Origin of the sequence: Pseudofrankia sp. DC12 (genome assembly GCF_000966285.1) — a bacterium.
Taxonomy (GTDB): Bacteria; Actinomycetota; Actinomycetes; order Frankiales; family Frankiaceae; genus Pseudofrankia.
Genome location: NZ_KQ031391.1, coordinates 3,429,520 through 3,445,021, shown reverse-complemented (window position 1 = coordinate 3,445,021; position 15,502 = coordinate 3,429,520). Strand labels below are relative to the sequence as shown.

The 15,502-nt window shown below is 67.5% G+C and carries 10 protein-coding genes and 1 pseudogene; 8 read left to right on the top strand and 3 right to left on the bottom strand.

The genetic code is table 11. From position 1 onward, the window contains the following. Positions 1-323: 323 nt before the first annotated feature. The 3 genes from FRADC12_RS13610 to FRADC12_RS13600 form a co-directional block, all read right to left on the bottom strand. Positions 324-1,514 (bottom strand): glycosyltransferase family protein, encoded by a 1,191-nt coding sequence (locus FRADC12_RS13610; RefSeq protein WP_045876939.1) that lies wholly within the window; start codon positions 1,512-1,514, stop codon positions 324-326. Then, complete coding sequence (locus tag FRADC12_RS13605) at positions 1,511-3,568, bottom strand: glycosyltransferase family 87 protein (protein WP_045876938.1); 2,058 nt, start codon at positions 3,566-3,568, stop codon at positions 1,511-1,513. The genes FRADC12_RS13610 and FRADC12_RS13605 overlap by 4 nt, the downstream gene beginning before the upstream one ends. A gap of 202 nt (positions 3,569-3,770) precedes the next feature. Beyond that, positions 3,771-7,370, bottom strand: coding sequence for a GDSL-type esterase/lipase family protein (locus tag FRADC12_RS13600; protein WP_045876937.1), 3,600 nt, complete (start codon positions 7,368-7,370; stop codon positions 3,771-3,773). A gap of 1,255 nt (positions 7,371-8,625) precedes the next feature. Between FRADC12_RS13600 and FRADC12_RS13595 the strand changes: the two genes are divergently transcribed. The 8 genes and pseudogenes from FRADC12_RS13595 to FRADC12_RS13565 all read left to right on the top strand — a co-directional run bounded on the left by FRADC12_RS13595 (position 8,626) and on the right by FRADC12_RS13565 (position 15,500). Continuing rightward, positions 8,626-8,970, top strand: coding sequence for a hypothetical protein (locus FRADC12_RS13595; protein ID WP_045876936.1), 345 nt, complete (start codon positions 8,626-8,628; stop codon positions 8,968-8,970). Between the two features lie 228 nt (positions 8,971-9,198). After that, positions 9,199-9,516, top strand: a complete 318-nt coding sequence (locus tag FRADC12_RS34900) for a DUF6444 domain-containing protein (RefSeq protein WP_045876935.1) — start codon at positions 9,199-9,201, stop codon at positions 9,514-9,516. After that, on the top strand, positions 9,479-9,796 hold the full coding sequence (locus FRADC12_RS33105) for a transposase (RefSeq protein WP_084010707.1): 318 nt from the start codon (positions 9,479-9,481) through the stop codon (positions 9,794-9,796). The genes FRADC12_RS34900 and FRADC12_RS33105 overlap by 38 nt, the downstream gene beginning before the upstream one ends. Continuing rightward, positions 9,793-10,677, top strand: coding sequence for an IS3 family transposase (locus tag FRADC12_RS31285; protein WP_232303774.1), 885 nt, complete (start codon positions 9,793-9,795; stop codon positions 10,675-10,677). Before FRADC12_RS33105 ends, FRADC12_RS31285 begins: the two co-directional genes overlap by 4 nt. Positions 10,678-10,710: 33 nt before the next feature. Next, positions 10,711-11,958 (top strand): annotated as a pseudogene (tnpC, locus tag FRADC12_RS31280) (IS66 family transposase); the annotation flags it as partial. 611 nt (positions 11,959-12,569) lie between these two features. Then, positions 12,570-13,385: a phosphopantetheine-binding protein gene (locus FRADC12_RS13575; RefSeq protein WP_349305864.1), complete on the top strand. Its 816-nt coding sequence runs from the start codon at positions 12,570-12,572 to the stop codon at positions 13,383-13,385. A 13-nt stretch (positions 13,386-13,398) separates the two neighbouring features. After that, positions 13,399-15,051, top strand: a complete 1,653-nt coding sequence (locus tag FRADC12_RS13570; RefSeq protein ID WP_232303773.1) for an AMP-binding protein — start codon at positions 13,399-13,401, stop codon at positions 15,049-15,051. Continuing rightward, on the top strand, positions 15,048-15,500 hold the full coding sequence (locus FRADC12_RS13565; RefSeq protein WP_045876932.1) for a hypothetical protein: 453 nt from the start codon (positions 15,048-15,050) through the stop codon (positions 15,498-15,500). Before FRADC12_RS13570 ends, FRADC12_RS13565 begins: the two co-directional genes overlap by 4 nt. Positions 15,501-15,502: the final 2 nt, after the last annotated feature.

The window sequence follows — 15,502 nt, the reverse complement described above, 5'->3', positions numbered from 1 at the left end:
GCCGCTTCGGTGGACCCGTGCCGGGTGCCCAGGCTGGCCGGGCCCCGAGGACCAGCCCACCCGACCGTCACTGTGCGTTATCTTGCCGGCCGACGAGCGGTGACGGAGCGCGGACGGGGGACGGCCGTGGAGGTCTGGGACAGCTGGCCGTCGCAGCGCGAGCCTGAGCCACCGCCCATGCCGTACCCGGCGATCGCCGCCGCGGCGCTGCTCGGTACCGGGATAGTCCTCGGCTTCGGCATGGTCATCCAGGGCGTCCTCGCACCACCCCACGCGCTACCGACCGTAGCCACCAGCCCGAGCAGCGCGCGCCCTCACGGCGGTCAGTCGACCCAGTGGCCCTGGGTGAAGGCGACGACGAACGCGGCCATGACGGGCCCGGACAGCCAGAGGTAGGCCGGCGCGAGCCGCGGGTACCGGCCGGCGAGCCGGGCCAGCAGCAGGTAGACCGGGAAGGCGACCAGCATCGTGCGCACCCCGGAGGCGTAGTAGTTGGTCGCCGCCATCAGGAGGGTCGCGGTGCCGATGAAGGTCGCCTCGGCCCAGCGCCGGCCGCGCAGCAACATGAGCGTGACGACGACGCCCAGCACGACAGCGAGCAACTCGGCCCGCCAGAACCAGGTAAACGTCGTGGATCCGTCCGGACCGGGAAAAGCCGAATGCCACGTCGCCCGCCAGCCGGACCACGGCCAGTCGGTCCAGCGGTGCCAGCCGGCCCGCATCGCCACCGTGTAGGCGTTCCACTCGCCCGTCTTGCCGTGCAGATACCAGAGGAAGCCGAAGACCGGCAGCGGCGGCAACGCCAGCGCGAACGCCGGCCGGGCGAGTACCGGCTGCCCGGCGACGCGACGTTCGACCAGGTAGAGCACGACCAGTCCGCACCACAGCGGAATGCCGGTGATCCGGGTGCCGGTGGCTCCGGCCGCGAGCAGCCCGGCGACCCACCAGTGGCCGCGCCGGCCGGCCAGCCAGGCGGTGCTCGCGAAGGCCAGGAACAACGCCTCGGAGTAGCCGGCGAACAGGAAGACCGCGTACGGGGCGAAGATCGCGGCGAGCACCGCCGCCCGGCCGGCCTCGGGCCCGTCCTCGTCCGCGGCGAGCCGCCAGAGCGCAGCCATCGCCACCGCGCCGGCCAGGAAGACGACGATCAGCCCGGACGCGAGCCAGCTGCGGGTGAACAGGTGAACCAGCCGGATCGCGAGCGGGAAGGCTGGGAAGTCGACCTCGGTCTGGTCGGCATAGTGCGGCGAGACGTAGCCGTAGCGCGCGACCTTGGTGAACAGGCCGACGTCCCAGCGGTCCCACAGCGCCAGGAACGTGGGTTGCCGGCCCAGTGCGCCCTCGACCGCGACCCGTGCGGCCGCGTAAGACAGCACCGCGACTCCGACCCGGCTGGCGAACCAGACCGGCAGGGTGGCGCGCACCGTTTCCGGCAACCGTGCCCACCAGGTCCGCACGGCCGAAACCGGCGGCTCCGGTTCGACCGATTCCCCCGGCGTGAGCAGCGATGTCACGGAGCGTCGGGATCCGTCCGGCGCGGTTTGAACAGCGCACCCGGCTCGCCCAGCCCGCCATCTCCGCCGGCCTCGTCGCCCCGGCCGGATGTTCCCGTCCCCGTCGGGGTCGCGCCCGCGTCACCGACCACCTCGGCGCGTCGCCAGCGCCGGCCGAGCGACGGGAGCGGTCCCGTCTCGGCGTACTCAGGCACGGTCGGGCTGGGCCCGGAGGCCAGCAGCCGGTCGGACGGCGGCCGGGCGGGCGGCGCGTAGTCCCGGCGCACGGCCCGGCCGCGGCCCGCAGCGACGTCCGCCGCACCGTCGAGGACACCGCCGGCCGGGTCATCCAGCCCGGAGGCCCGCACGACGTCCAGCTCCGGGCGCAGGATCTCGCGGATCACGAGACCCGCGAGCACCACCAGCATCAGGTCGCGCAGCGCCACCGCGCCGACGAACCAGCCGCGCGCGACACCTCGCCCACCGGACGTGTCGTTGTAGATGAAGTGCATGAACCGCATGAAGAGCAGGTAGGCCTCGGTCGCCTGCCAGACCAGGAACGCTCGCCACCTCGGCCGGGCGAGCGCGTACAGCGGGACCAGCCACAGCGTGTACTGCGGCGAGAACACCTTGTTGGTGACCAGAAACGCCACCACGAGCAGGAACAGCACCTGCGGCAGCCGGGGCCGGCGCGGCGCGAACCAGCACAGCGCGCAGATCGCGGCGACGACCATGAGCAGCACCACCGCGGTGACCCAGTTGAGCACGTGCACGGGGATGCCGTGCTCACGGATCGCGGTCAGCACGAGCGGCGTCGCGATGACGATGACGAGCCACGTCCCGCCGGCCAGGGCCACCTGGACCCGCGGCGCGTCGAGCAGGCCTCGGGCCAGCTCCGGCTCCTCGGGCCCCGCCGCCCACCGCGCTCGTTCGGCGCGATAGCGGACGAGGACGACCGCCCCGGCCAGCAGCAGCCCGCTCAGCAGGACGACCACCAGGTGCAGGCCGCCGAACCAGCCTGGATCGTGCGCCCCGGACAGCCACTGCAGGGCGAAGGCGACCGAGTCCCAGTCGGCGACCCGGGTCTCGTTCAGGTGGAAGAACTGTTCGACCGCGTTGCGCGAGCCGTCGGGGCCGTGGCCGCCGAGCAGACTCAGCCAGTCCCCGCCGGAGAAAAACGTCGGCAGAATGCCGTCCTGCACCTTCCGCGTGCCGACGAAATAGCCGGCGACCAGCCAGGTCGGCAGCATCACCGCCGCGATGGTGACGGCGGTGGCTATCGCCGTGCGGGCGAAGGTGCGAAGGTACCCGGTCCGCAGGCACAGCATGAACAACCCGACGAGGAAGAAGATCGGGTAGAGCTTGGTACACACCCCCAACCCGAGCATCACCCCCGCGACCACCGGCATCCGTCGCGACCACGCGTAGCTGGCCAGCGCCGCGAAGGCGACGGCGATGATGTCCCAGTTCGTCAGGAGATGCAGCACCATGGTCGGCGCCAGCGCGAACAGCGCCGCGTCCCAGATCCGCCTTCGTCCGGCGGTCAGCGCCGTCGCGACGACGGTGACGCAGGCCAGGCCGAGGAAAAGGACCCAGGTCAGGTCGTAGAAGAGTGCTGACCGGCTGTCCATCGTGTAGTGATCGACGACCTGCTTGCCATCGACCGTCTTGTAGACCGGGTGCTGGGTGGGAGCGAGCCGCGAGACCGCCCCGACGACCTCCATCGTCAGGCCGATCAGCGGCGGGTACTCGGTCGGGTAGTCCAGGTAGGGCGTCTTGCCGCCGGACAGGCCCTCCTGCGAGTAGAGCGCGACGACGTCCGAGTAACACATCCGGGTGTACTGGTACTCGTGCGCCCAGTTGCGGGTGTCCCGGCAGGTCGACTTCTGGGTGTAGCCGAGGCCGCAGACCACGATCGTCAACGCGAGCAGCACCCGCAGCGGCGTCCACCAGGTCGACGCGGGCAGCGCCGCGTGCCGCCCGGGCGGCCCGCCGACCAGCTCACTCGCGCCCCGGACGACAGGGTCCTCGTCGCTAGGGCTGACGGTGGCGTCCACGACGTCGGCCGCCGTCATCCCCGCCACCTCATCCGCACCCCACACTCATGCAACCCATTGTGGTACATGCCCGTGCTTCGCCAGCCACCACGCATGCCCTGAGCGTGCCGACGCACGGCGCCAGCGAGCCCCGGACCCCATCGACGACCCGGCCGCCGGTTCCGAGAGTTCTGCTCGGAACCGGCGGCCGGATCTCACACCTGTTCGGCCTCCGGTTTCGTCACACTCCGAGAGAGGCGTTGATGAGACCGGCGACGGCACCATGGCCCGCGGCGTCGGGATGGAAGCTTCCCGGTCCGGGATAGGTGCTTCCACTCCCCGTACTGCTGTGGGGTATGAGTGAGTTGATCCACTCGTCGTCGTGGTTGAAGGAGCAGGCACCATGGTCAGGTGGCCCTTGGAAGGTGCTCACAGGGTTGACGAAGGTCGCTCCGACCCCGGCCTCCGAAACGGCCTGTGCGGTCACGCTGTCCAGCCGGTCGCCCATATCCGCGAACCACTGGGCCAGATCGGGGTTGAGGGCCACCGTGCAGATATCCAGCCGAAGACTGCCGGTCGTGACGATATGTGGATAGCCGATGACCGTTATTTTCGCGTTGGGAGCCAGAGAATGTATCTGCTGGTACAGCGTGACCAGGCGTGGTTTGAGAGCGTCGATGGCGATGGGCTCCTGAACGGTCAACGGTTGCGGATCAAGTACTCCATCGGCCTTGAGATGAAAATCTGACGCCATGCAGTCCGGGCCGCTCAGTGGTAGTTGCGAATAAGCGTCCTGCAGGTCATCGATCAAACACGCCTGCACGATCGTGCTGAAACGTGAGTCATTTCCGCCGATACCGATCGTCACATTGGTGACGTTCTCATCAAGCCAGTCTGTGGTTATCTGCGGCAGCTCCCCCTGGTCGTAGTGCTGACCGTTGATGTCGTCGATGACCGCGCCACTACAGGCCAGGAAATGAAACTCGTCGTTGCCCGGATGCGCGGCCTGCAGTGCACCAAAAACAGCGTTTGAGTAGGCCTGCGGGCTGCGGTGGCAGGCATCGGAGATGCCGTTCATCTCCGGCCTGTCGGCATTCCCGTAGTACGGCTGGACTCCTTCTCCAGCCTGGTAAGAATCGCCCAGGGCTACATAGTCGACGGCGGGTTTCGACGATGGCGTGAAGGCGATCGCGTCCCACGCGATGTCAACGGTGTGACTGTAATCCTCGTTGGTGATGTTCGTCAGGTAGACGTAGGCACCAGCGCTTAGCTGAAACGAGCCGAGATCGAACCATGCGTTCTGGTTCCATCGCTGGTTGACGATCCGGTCCTTCGTCGTCGTACCAGTGTTGATGACATAGTCGGCCTGCTGGGTGTCGGCACCGTTGTCCGGGATGTGCACCCAGATCCGCTGCCACCCAGTCACGCTGGACGGCGGCGTCCAGGTGCCGGTGGCGCGTACGGAGGTCGTGGACCAGGCCCGACTGACCGAGACGGTCCTGGCGAAGTAAGTATGACCCATGTATCCGACGCCGAGCTGATGAGTGTCGATGGCTCCGATCGGGTGGCCGGAGCTGTCGGTTCCATAGGTCATCGCGAAGGTCCCCGCGGAAGTGGTGGTCCCACAGCCGGCGAGGTTCGTGGTGGAGCTCGAAAGTTCGTCGACGATCACGGCGCCACCGGGCAGGGCCGCGGTCCCTGGTGTCTGCACGACGGGCGAGGCCGCGGCCGAGCATGATGCCGGATAGGGATCAGCGACCGCCGGCTCGCCGCCGCCGACGTCTCCGGAAGGATTTTCCGAGGCCAGATTCGGGCGGTCGACAGAGGTCCAGGTGACTGCCGTGTGCCACGCACAGTAGGAGCGGTCAGCGTTGTTGCAGTATCCCCCAGAGGTATTCGTCTGGCTGCAGTTATTCGCGGAGGTGCAGAAGAGGAAGTAGTTCTGGGGCAGGTTCAGGATGCCACTCGGCGTGTACTTGTTACCACCGTTGATCAGGTCGAGCTGGGCATTGGCGGCCCAGCCCAGGACCTTCTCCTGGTACGGCCACCGCGAGGGGTGGGCGGCGTCATCGTAGGTGACACTCAGGAAGGGCTGACGGTTCGGCGGGTAGTCGTTCTGCGCCGGATTGTTCGTCCAGCCCAGGCCGAGCGAATGGTAGTTACTCGGCAACGGGTTCGCATGGATACCGGTATTATAAGCCCAGATCGCGAAATACCAGTTCTCAATCTTTGTCGGGTCGCCGTTGTTGGCAAGAATTCCCATGCCGTAGAGCTGGTTCCAGAAGTCCGTGAGCATCTTGACAGCGGCGAGCTCGTTCACCTCGTAGTCGGTGGCGATCGCCAGCTTCACGGTGTCGCTCCACGGGCTGGTCGCCGCACCCGTCATGCCCGAGGTGATCTGGCCGACGCCGTAGCCACAGTCGGCGTTGCTGGGATTGGCGCCGGTGATCAGAGAGCCGTCGGAACTGTAGGCGGTCCCGTAATAGTTGGCGATGAGCGGGTCGCTCGCGATGCCCGGCAGTGCGCGCCAGCTGGCCTGGCTGAAGTTGGACTCCTGAGCGAGCACGCCCTCCAACACCTGGGCTGGGATGTGGCCCCCGGTGGGAGCACCCGCGAGGGTCGCGATAGGGATAAGCGACGCCGGCGTGTAAGCCGGAAGGCCGTGCTTCTCCCAGTTCGCGGGCCGTTGAGCCGTCAGACCACCGGAAACGGCGCGGTAGGCACCCCACTGAATCTGCGCTGGAGACGGCTGGATGATCTGCATCTGCGGATCGAGCGGCGCGACCGCGCAGGGCGAGCCAGAACCGGCGGCTCCGCCACTCGGAAGGGTGTTCGGCTTGAGGGTGCTCGGTGCCAGGCTGGACGGCGTCGGGCTGCTGCTCGCTGCGGGGGTCTGTTCCGGCGCGGCGGTGGTGACCTGGGTGGTCGTAACCGCGCCGCCCGACCGGGGCCGGTTCCTGATCGTGATGGCGTTGGTCGTCTTGGTCGGCGCCGTCCCGCCTGGAATGTCCTCTTTTTCGACGACGAGCCCGGCATCCAGGGACAGATCCGCCGGTTGCGCGTCGGCGCCGAGAACATCGATCGGGTTTCCGCCGGTGACCCGGCTCGGACGGCCGACGAGGTGGTTCTTGCCGCCCCGGCCCTGCCAGAGCGCCATGTTGCGTAGCGGCCCCTCGGCCAGCTCCGTGATCTTGCCGCTGCTCCCTCGGCGGAACGCCTTCGAGGTCGCCGAGCCCGTCACGGCGAGGTAGTCGAGCCCGTCACCGGAGCTCGGCCGCAGATCGAAAACCGCACCTGGCGCAGTCACCAAGGTCGATTTGCCTCCGTCGGCCGCGACCGAGATCACCCTGGAACCGTCGGCCGCTGCCACCCCCTTCGCCGTCGGCACGGCTGACGCCACCCGACCGGTCACAGTGCGTCGGTCGCGGATCTTGCTGCCCGCGGCATCGACCCTGATCAGTTCGGTGTTCGCATGGTCGGTTCCGGTGTTACGGCTGAAGACGACATCCGTGCCGGTGCCACAGCCGGGTGAGTAGTACTTGAGCCCGACTCGGACCGGCAGGACCCACCGGCTGCCTGTCCTGAGGTCGACGATTGCGCCGAACGCACCCTCGTCGCGCAACGTCTCGTCATCAGCCATGCCGATCGGGGCGAAGGTCACAGCCATGTAGCGGCCATCCCCCGTCACGCAGTGGAACTCGGTCCAGAGCGGGGTGTCCCAGCCCTGAACCGCTAGGTTGGTCAGCTCGCGCCAGCCGCCGTCCGCAGCGGAGTTCGGCACCAGGACGTTCACGCCGTCAGGGGTACCGACCGCCAGCGCCGCGACATCTCCGGCCGGCACGGGGACGTTGCCACCGGCGCCCGGCTGGGCCGGATTCGCCGACCCGCCCCCGCCGGTCCCGCCGGCGGGCGTGGGACTGGGGGGGGGGCCGACCCCCCGCCTGGCGAGGCCTCGACCGCGAGGGCGGTGCCGGTGAGGCCCGGCAGGCCACTCGACATCGCCAGCGCCAGGCAGATCACGATCACGACGCTCTCTGCGAAAAGAAGCTTGTACCTACGCGTTCGAGGCAAGGCTCTTCCTCTGCTCCGATCAGGCATCTGGACGACAACGGAGTCGCGCAGCGGCGCGCGGCAAGGACGAACAATCCGTGTCGGTGACTACTGGCGCCAGGAAGCGAGCAGGCCGGCAGAGACCGCCCGCACCTCGACTAACTGCGGCTGCTGCTTTGTGGGCATGCCCCTTTGACGCCGAATACAGGCGCAGGAAATCCCACGGTCGAGGATCTCCTGATTGGAACCCCGACGAGGTTCGGCGACGAGGTTCGGCGCCTGTGCTGTTGAGCGGGTGAGAAGTGCGCCGGATTGATCATGTAGGCGCGCACCGACCTGCCACGAGTACCGACCAGGCCCGGAGCTGGAATTTAGATTGGTGACAAACTCACATGGGGCATGACTATGCGGACAGTGACGGCCACTGTCAACCAGCAACCCGAGCCGACTCGCGACTACTTTCTGTCGCCAACCTCATCCCGCGCTGAGCGTTCGCGCCACAGGCGCCTGAGCAGGGCATCTACAAGCAGGGTGCTCACTGACCGTGATTCACGCCGAGTTGGCGTATACAATTAGCTACTTCGATGCGCCGCTAGCGTCCAGAACAGGGGAGAAATTGGCTACCGAACGTCATAGGCCCAGGCAGGCGGACCGTGAGCCGACACCAGAACGGGAGAAATTTCCAGATACGGCTTGCGCTTGCCCCCGTGGCCGCTTATGTTGCATCCCGCTGCCCATACCTCAGCCCACGGATCGGCGCTCCCGCCTCATCTTGCTCCGGGAACCCGCTGATTCAGGATGCGTCCCGCTGGCTTAAGTCTTGGAGCGTCCGTGCTCGGTGAACTGCAATGCACCGTGGTAAATGATCTTTTGACTGAGGTGCGGAACGTCGACCCATTCATGATCACGCACAGGTCCTCGTCGATGCCACCGTCTCTCTCCGAGACGGGGGCAGGGCCCGGCATGCACCGCCTGCGAAAGATCTACCTGGAGGTTCCGGGCCCCAACTGTCGCCGTCCCGGGCCCAGGCCGCGGCCACACCCCTGATGCGGCTCGGGACCTCGGCGGGCTGGCGCCAGGCCCGGACCGTCTTTTCGGTCGCCGTGGGGCCACTCGCGAGCTTCTTTCTGACGGTCTACCTCCTGAAGTGGGCCGCGAAGCTCGACCGTCACTACATCACCGACTTTGGCGTTCCGGTCGAGATCCGTACTCACGCCGGCCTGTTTGTGAAAATGAGCCTGCTGGGCGCACTGCCAGCGTGGGCAGGCGCAGCGGCCGCAAAGCGTGGCACACGATGGGTAGGCATCCTGGTCGGCCTCGGATGTCTCGCCGCCGGCTGCATCTGCGAAGCAGTCGTCACCTATGTGTACAAACCGTGGTTCACCTTCTAGCCAGACCGGAGATTACGGCGGTGGCGAGCAGATGCTAACTGAGGATGAGTTCGTCGATCTGGTCAGTGCGCGAACAGGTGTGCTGCGGGAAGTCGTGGACGGTTCTTCCCGCCTGGAGATGGATCTGGGGTAGCTGTTCAGCTCGGTTGAGCGGCTGTCTTCCGGATCTTGTGTGGTGATCGGTCTCCTGGTTGTCGGGCGGCGGGGCAAGATCGGTTAGGTTGCGGGGTGGAGTCCGCGGGCCGGCCGAGCTATGAGGAGCTTGAGCGTCTGGTCGCGGAGCAGGCGGCTGTCATCGCTGGGCAGGCCGCGCTGATCGAACGGCAGGCGGCGCTGATCGAGGGGCTGACCGCGCGGGTCGCGGAGCTCGAACGCCGGCTCGGGACGGACAGTTCGACGTCGTCGCGTCCGCCGTCGTCGGACAGCCCGTTCACGAAGGCGCCGGGGTGGAACGTAACCGCTTCGGTGGACACCCGGAGTAGCTGCCCGATTGATCGGGAGAGCAAAAATGGGTTCGACACGCCGCGCATTTACCGAAGAGTATAAAGATCAAGCGGTAGCTTTCGTCCTCGATGGTGATCGTCCGATCGCCGAGGTCGCCCGCAACATCGGCGTCCACGAGATGACGTTGGGTAAATGGGTGAAGAAGGCACGGGAAGCCGCCGCCGAGCGGCCAGCGGACGCGGTCTTGAACGAGTCTGAACGGACCGAACTCGACCGGCTACGCAGGGAAGCGGCCGATGCGACGGCGACGATCGCGGAACTACGGATGCAGGTCGACTTTGCAAAAAAAGTTGCGACCTGGTTCGCGAAAGGAAAGCAGTGAAGTTCGCTGCTATCGCGGACTGGGCTGCCTCCGACGCATTCCCCGTCACGTTCATGTGCGACGAACTGGAGGTGTCTCGGTCGGGCTACTACGCCTGGTTCCAGCGCCGGCCGAGCCAGCGGTCCCTCGATGACGCTACCTACACCACCCTGATCAAGGCGATCTGCGCCCACGGACGCGGGAACCCCGGCGTCCGCCGGGTCCAGGCCGACCTGGCCGCCTCGGGCCACCTACTGTCGCCCAAGCGTGTCTGGCGCCTCATGAAGGCCGCTGGCCTGCAAGGACGTCACCCCAAGGCGTGGCGCCGCACCACCATCGGCGGGGACCATCCCGTGCCCGCACCCGACCTGATCGCCCGGGACTTCACCGCCACCGAGCCCAACACCCGCTGGTGCGGAGACATCACCTACGTCAAAACCTGGGACGGCTGGGCCTACACCGCAACCGTGATCGACCTGCATTCCCGCACCGTGGTCGGCTGGGCCGTGGCCGACCACATGCGCACCAGCCTCGTCACCGAAGCTCTCGATATGGCATTGACCCGCCGGAGCCCACCACCCGGGGTGATATTCCACTCCGACCGCGGCACCCAATACACCTCCGCCGCGTTCGATGACTACTGCAAAACCAACAAGATCAGCCGGTCTCTGGGGCGGACCGGGATCTGCTACGACAATGCCGTCTCGGAATCTTTCTTCGCAACCTACAAGAAGGAGCTTGTCCATACCCGCCCCCGGCCGACCCGAGCCGACCTCAAAACCGAAACCACCGACTGGATCAACAACTACTACAACACAATTCGCCGTCACTCTACCCTCGAATACTTGACATCCAGAGAATACGAGCTAGGCTACAGGGATATCAGCCAACTAGCAGCTTAAAACGGCGTCCACAAAAGCGGAAACACTCCAAAGCGGTCGTCGCGGACGGCGTCGGGCCGGCCCCGTGGCAAGCAGCCGGGCGAGCCGGGGCAGACGCGGAACATGGTCGCGGACCCCGACGAGGTGGTCACCCTTGATCCGGCCGCGTGCGGGCGGTGCGGCGGCTCGCTGGCCGGGGCGGCGGTGTTCGGGATGCGCCGCCATCAGGTCTTCGACGTTCCGCCCCCGCCGCCGCAGCCGTATGTGGTCGAGTACCGGGTGATCGCCAGGGTCTGCCCGTGCTGCCAGGCCACGACCGCCGGACAGGCTCCGGCGGGGGTGACCGGCCGGGTCGTCTACGGGCCGGGGCTGCTCGCCCGGGCGGTGTGGCTCGTCTGTGGCCATCACCTGCCGGTTCGCCGGGCCGGGGCGGTGCTCGCCGCGCTGCTCGGCGTCGCGGTCTCGACCGGCTGGGTCGCCGCCACACAGGGCCGGGCCGCCCGGCTGCTCGAGGCCACGTTCCTGCCCCACGTGCGCGGGCTGATCACCGCTGCGCCGGTCGCGCACGCCGACGAGACGACCGCCCGCGCCGCCGGCGCGTTGCGCTACCTGCACGTGGCCGCCACCGACTACCTGACCGTGATGCACACCGGTGACCGCACCGCGGCGGCGATCGACGCCGGCGGGGTCTGGCCCGGCTTCACCGGGGTCCTCGTCCGCGACGGCTACGCCGGCTACACCCACCTGACCGGGGCCGTGCACGCCTGGTGTGGCGCACACCTACTCCGTGACCTACGCCAGATCCACGACTCCGACCCAGACGGGCAGGTCTGGGCCCAGGCGATGGCCACCACCCTGCTCGACGCCCACCACGCCGCGGGCGCCGCCCGCCAGAACGGACAGAACGCGCTCACCCCCGAGACGCTCGCGACGATCCGCAACCACTACCTCGGCGCGCTCGCCCGCGGCGAGACCGACAACCACGGGAAACGGAACCCGCTCGCCGCCGATGCCCGGACCCTGATCCGCCGGTTCCGCGCCTACGAGGACCTGATCCTGCGGTTCGCCACCGACCTGACGGTCCCGTTCTCGAACAATCTCGCGGAGCGCGACGTCCGGCCGGTCAAGGTCCAACAACGCGCCTCCGGCGGCTGCTGGCGCACCCTGGAAGGCCTCGCCGACTTCGCGATCGTCCAGTCCTACCTGTCCACCGCCAGCAAATGGGGCCTCGACACCCTCGACGCCCTCACCCGGCTCTTCACCACCGGCCCCTGGCTACCACCAGCGACACAACCCGTCTGACCAGCACAATCAGCTACGACGCCAGCTGAACAGCTACTTCCTTCGACGGTTAGCCCACTCAGAGTGAGCATTTCGGCTACTGGCGCTCACTTTCAGCTACATCAGTGCGCCACAAGAAGATCGTGGCGGCGGGATCGCGTAACGTTCCGCGATAAGCCCTGGTAGAGAGGGTGTCGATCTAGCTTCGAAGAACGATCACGAGGAGGTTCAGCGAACCGCTTGTCCACTCCTCAGCATTGCCGCTAAGCTGCGCGACAGACCCACACCGTGGCATTGCCACCAGGACTCCCAATCGTGCCCGATCTCGAAATCAGCTTCTTGTAATCGAGCCGCGCCCTGGCCCGTCTCGACGGATCCTTCTCCACTTCTTACGTTGGAGAGTGTGTGTTCAGCGGAATTCAGCGCGGCGCCGTCCAGGAGTTCCGACCCAGCTGCTCGCCCATGATCCGACTCAGGTGACCTCGGCGAGGGTGCTGCCAGATGAGCTCGCTCTCGACTGGAGACGGCTGCGCCGTACGAATTGCCGCAACAAGGTGGTCGGGAGAGATGGTGTTCGACGTTGGTCAGACCGGAAATGCGGCGGGGAGCAGATGCTAACTGAGGATGAGTTCGTGGATCTGGTCAGCGCGCGAACGGGTGTGCTGCGGGGGTCAGTGGGCGCCGCTTCCCGGCTGGTTACGGATCTGGGCCTCGACTCGTTCGGCCTACTGGAACTAGCAGCGTCGCTCGCGGACCTTGGGGTGGATCTGGAGGAGCGAGAGTGGCTCGCGGCGGAGACGGTCGGCGGACTGTACGACTGCTACAAGGATCGGGTCGGATCTTTCTCCACGGCGGTTGGCGAAACTGCGGTGGAGTCCGCGCGAGGGCCTGAGGATCTTGTCGGCCCGCCGCGGCTGGCCGGCAGATTCTTCCGACTGGTGCCGATACACCCACAGGCCGTACCGTTCCTATATGAACTTGCAGTGAGCCCTGACGTGGGTTTCCGGTGGCGTTACCGGGGATCGGTGCCCCCGTTCGCGCAGTTCGAGAACGACTTGTGGCAGGGAGTATTCACGCAGTTCCTCGTGGAGTCGGTGCAAACAAACCAACCCGCCGGACATGTAATGTGCTACAACGCCGATCCGAACCTGGGTCACGCCTACGTGGGCGCGGCAATGACAAATCAGTACCTCGGATCAGGGATTGCGGCTGAACCGGTGCAGCTTCTCGTCAGGTACTTGTTCGACGTGTGGCCTCTACGGAAACTTTACCTGGAACTTCCCGAGTTCAATTTCACTCAGTTCGCGAGTGCGAGCGGCCGCGGCCTGTCTGTGGAGGCGCGGCTACGGGACCATGACTACTACCAGGGCCGCAGATGGGACCGGTTGATTCTGGCGATCTACCGACCCGGCGAGAACCCGGAGTCCTCTGGGGAGTTCGCCAGCTGACCAGGCCTCCCTGATGGTGATACTCGACGCGAAAGGCGCGGTCGTGGTCCGTTTGTTGGATGGGTTCGCTCGGGCGCGGCTCAGGGATGGTCAGATTGTCTTTCTCCGCCCGGACGGCGAGGACGCCCTGACGTGGTCTGAGTTGTTCGCCGAGGCGGAGCGGGTTGCGGTGTGGCTCCGAGACGCTCGAGGAACCGGGCCGGGCGATCGGATCGTCGTGCTGGGGCTGCCGTCACGTGCGGTGGTGACCGGGCTGGTCGGGGCATGGATGGCGGGCGCGAGCGTGACCTGTGCGCCGACGCCGGCGCGGACCGTGGCGCTGGAGAGCTACGTCGAGCAGACCCGGGCGCGGCTCGCGGCGCTTCGGGATCCGGTCGTGCTGGTGGGTGCGCCCTATGAGGACCTGGTCGGCGCGCTCGGGGTCGGTGGGACGCGGGTGGAGCTTCTCGCGGATGTGGTCGCGGCCAGTCCGGCCGGGGTGTGGAAGGCGCCTGATCTCACCGATGACGATCCGGCGATTCTGCAGTTCACCAGTGGGACCACGTCCGAGGCGAAGATTGTTCAGGTCAGTCACAGGAATCTCGCGGCGAACATCGCGGCGGTCCAGGAGCGGCTGCGCCATGACGAGATGCACGGCCGGTTGCTGACCTGGCTGCCTTTCTCGCATGACATGGGGCTGATCGGGGCGCTGGCCTCGCAGCTGACCTGCGGTGGGTGTGACGTGCTGGTCGGCTCGCCGGTCGATTATCTGGCGTCGCCGTCGTCGTGGCTGCGTAACGCCGCCCGGCTTCGGGCGACGGTGCTGATGGGCCCGCCGTCGGCCTATGCGCTGGCCGGGCGGCTGTTGCGCAGCGGCCCGGCGCTCGATCTGTCCTGCGTGCAGCAGGTGTTGTCGGGCGGTGAGCCGATCGACCCGGAAGCGATCGAGGGCTTCCTTGATGCCGGACAGCGCCATGGCCTGCGGCCGGAGACGTTCGTGGCGGCCTACGGGCTGGCCGAGGCCACCCTCGCGGTCACCGCGCCCGAACCTGACCGGGGTCTGACGGTCGATGAGGTCGACGCCGACACCCTCGCGGAACACGGCCTCGCCACGCCCGCCCGGCCGGGCCGGCGGGCGCGCCGGCTGACTCGGTTGGGACCGCCGTTGCCCGGCACGCAGGTCCGGGTCGTCGACCCGATCACCGGGGCCGACTGCGGGCCGCGCACGGTGGGCGAGGTGCGGGTCGCGGGGCCGTCGGTGGCCGGCTACCTCGGCGAGCCACCAGCCGACGGCTGGCTGGTCACGGGGGATCTCGGCTACCTCGTCGATGACGACCTGGTCGTGTGTGGCCGGGTCAAGGATCTGATCATCGTGGGGGGTCGCAACATCCACCCCGAGGAGGTCGAGCAGGCCGCCACATCCGTTCCCGGAGTCCGCGCGGGCAACGCGGTCGCGTTCGCGACCCGCCGTCCGAACGCCGCGACCGACGGCGTAATGGTCGTCTTCGAGCTGCGTGCCGGTCACGACGAGGCGGATGTTTGCGCGCAGGTCACCGCGGCCGTGCTCGCCACAGTCGGAACCAGGCCCGCGGCGGTGCGCGCCGTGCCACCCGGGTCGGTCCCGAAGACGCCGTCGGGCAAGCTCCAGCGCGCAGCGGCCGCGCGACGGTGGGGGCAACACCGGTGAGCAGCAGCGGATCCGTCAGCCACCAGATACCGATCAACGTCGGTCAGGGCGTCTCCACCGCGATCGCCCAGGTTGTCGCGGCGGCGACAGGCCGCGTCCATGAAGTTTGGCGTTCTGCCGACACCGACCAGCGCGCGGCCCTGCTCTGCGAGGTGTGTACCGAGGACGTCACCTACGCCAACCCGCTGGCCGACAGCACCGGGGTCCGCGCCCTCGCCGAGCTGATCACCCGGCTGGCCGGCGAATACCCCGGGTACCTGCCCTTCCGGACCTCCGGCCTCGACGTGCACCACGACACCGCGCGCTACTCCTGGGCCATGCGCGACCGGCGCGGTCAGACGGCCCTGGCCGGCCTGGAGATCGTCCGGTTCACCCACGAGGGACGACTGGCCGCGATCGTGTCCTTCTTCGGCCAGCCCCCGAACCTCGCCTACACCTACACGACCTGACC

Coding starts and splice junctions, on each gene's coding strand:
- FRADC12_RS13595 (WP_045876936.1), top strand. CDS start 8,626: ATGCGGCTCGGGACCTCGGCGGGCTGGCGCCAGGCCCGGACCGTCTTT.
- FRADC12_RS13570 (WP_232303773.1), top strand. CDS start 13,399: ATGGTGATACTCGACGCGAAAGGCGCGGTCGTGGTCCGTTTGTTGGAT.
- FRADC12_RS13605 (WP_045876938.1), bottom strand. CDS start 3,568: ATGACGGCGGCCGACGTCGTGGACGCCACCGTCAGCCCTAGCGACGAG.
- FRADC12_RS33105 (WP_084010707.1), top strand. CDS start 9,479: ATGGGTTCGACACGCCGCGCATTTACCGAAGAGTATAAAGATCAAGCG.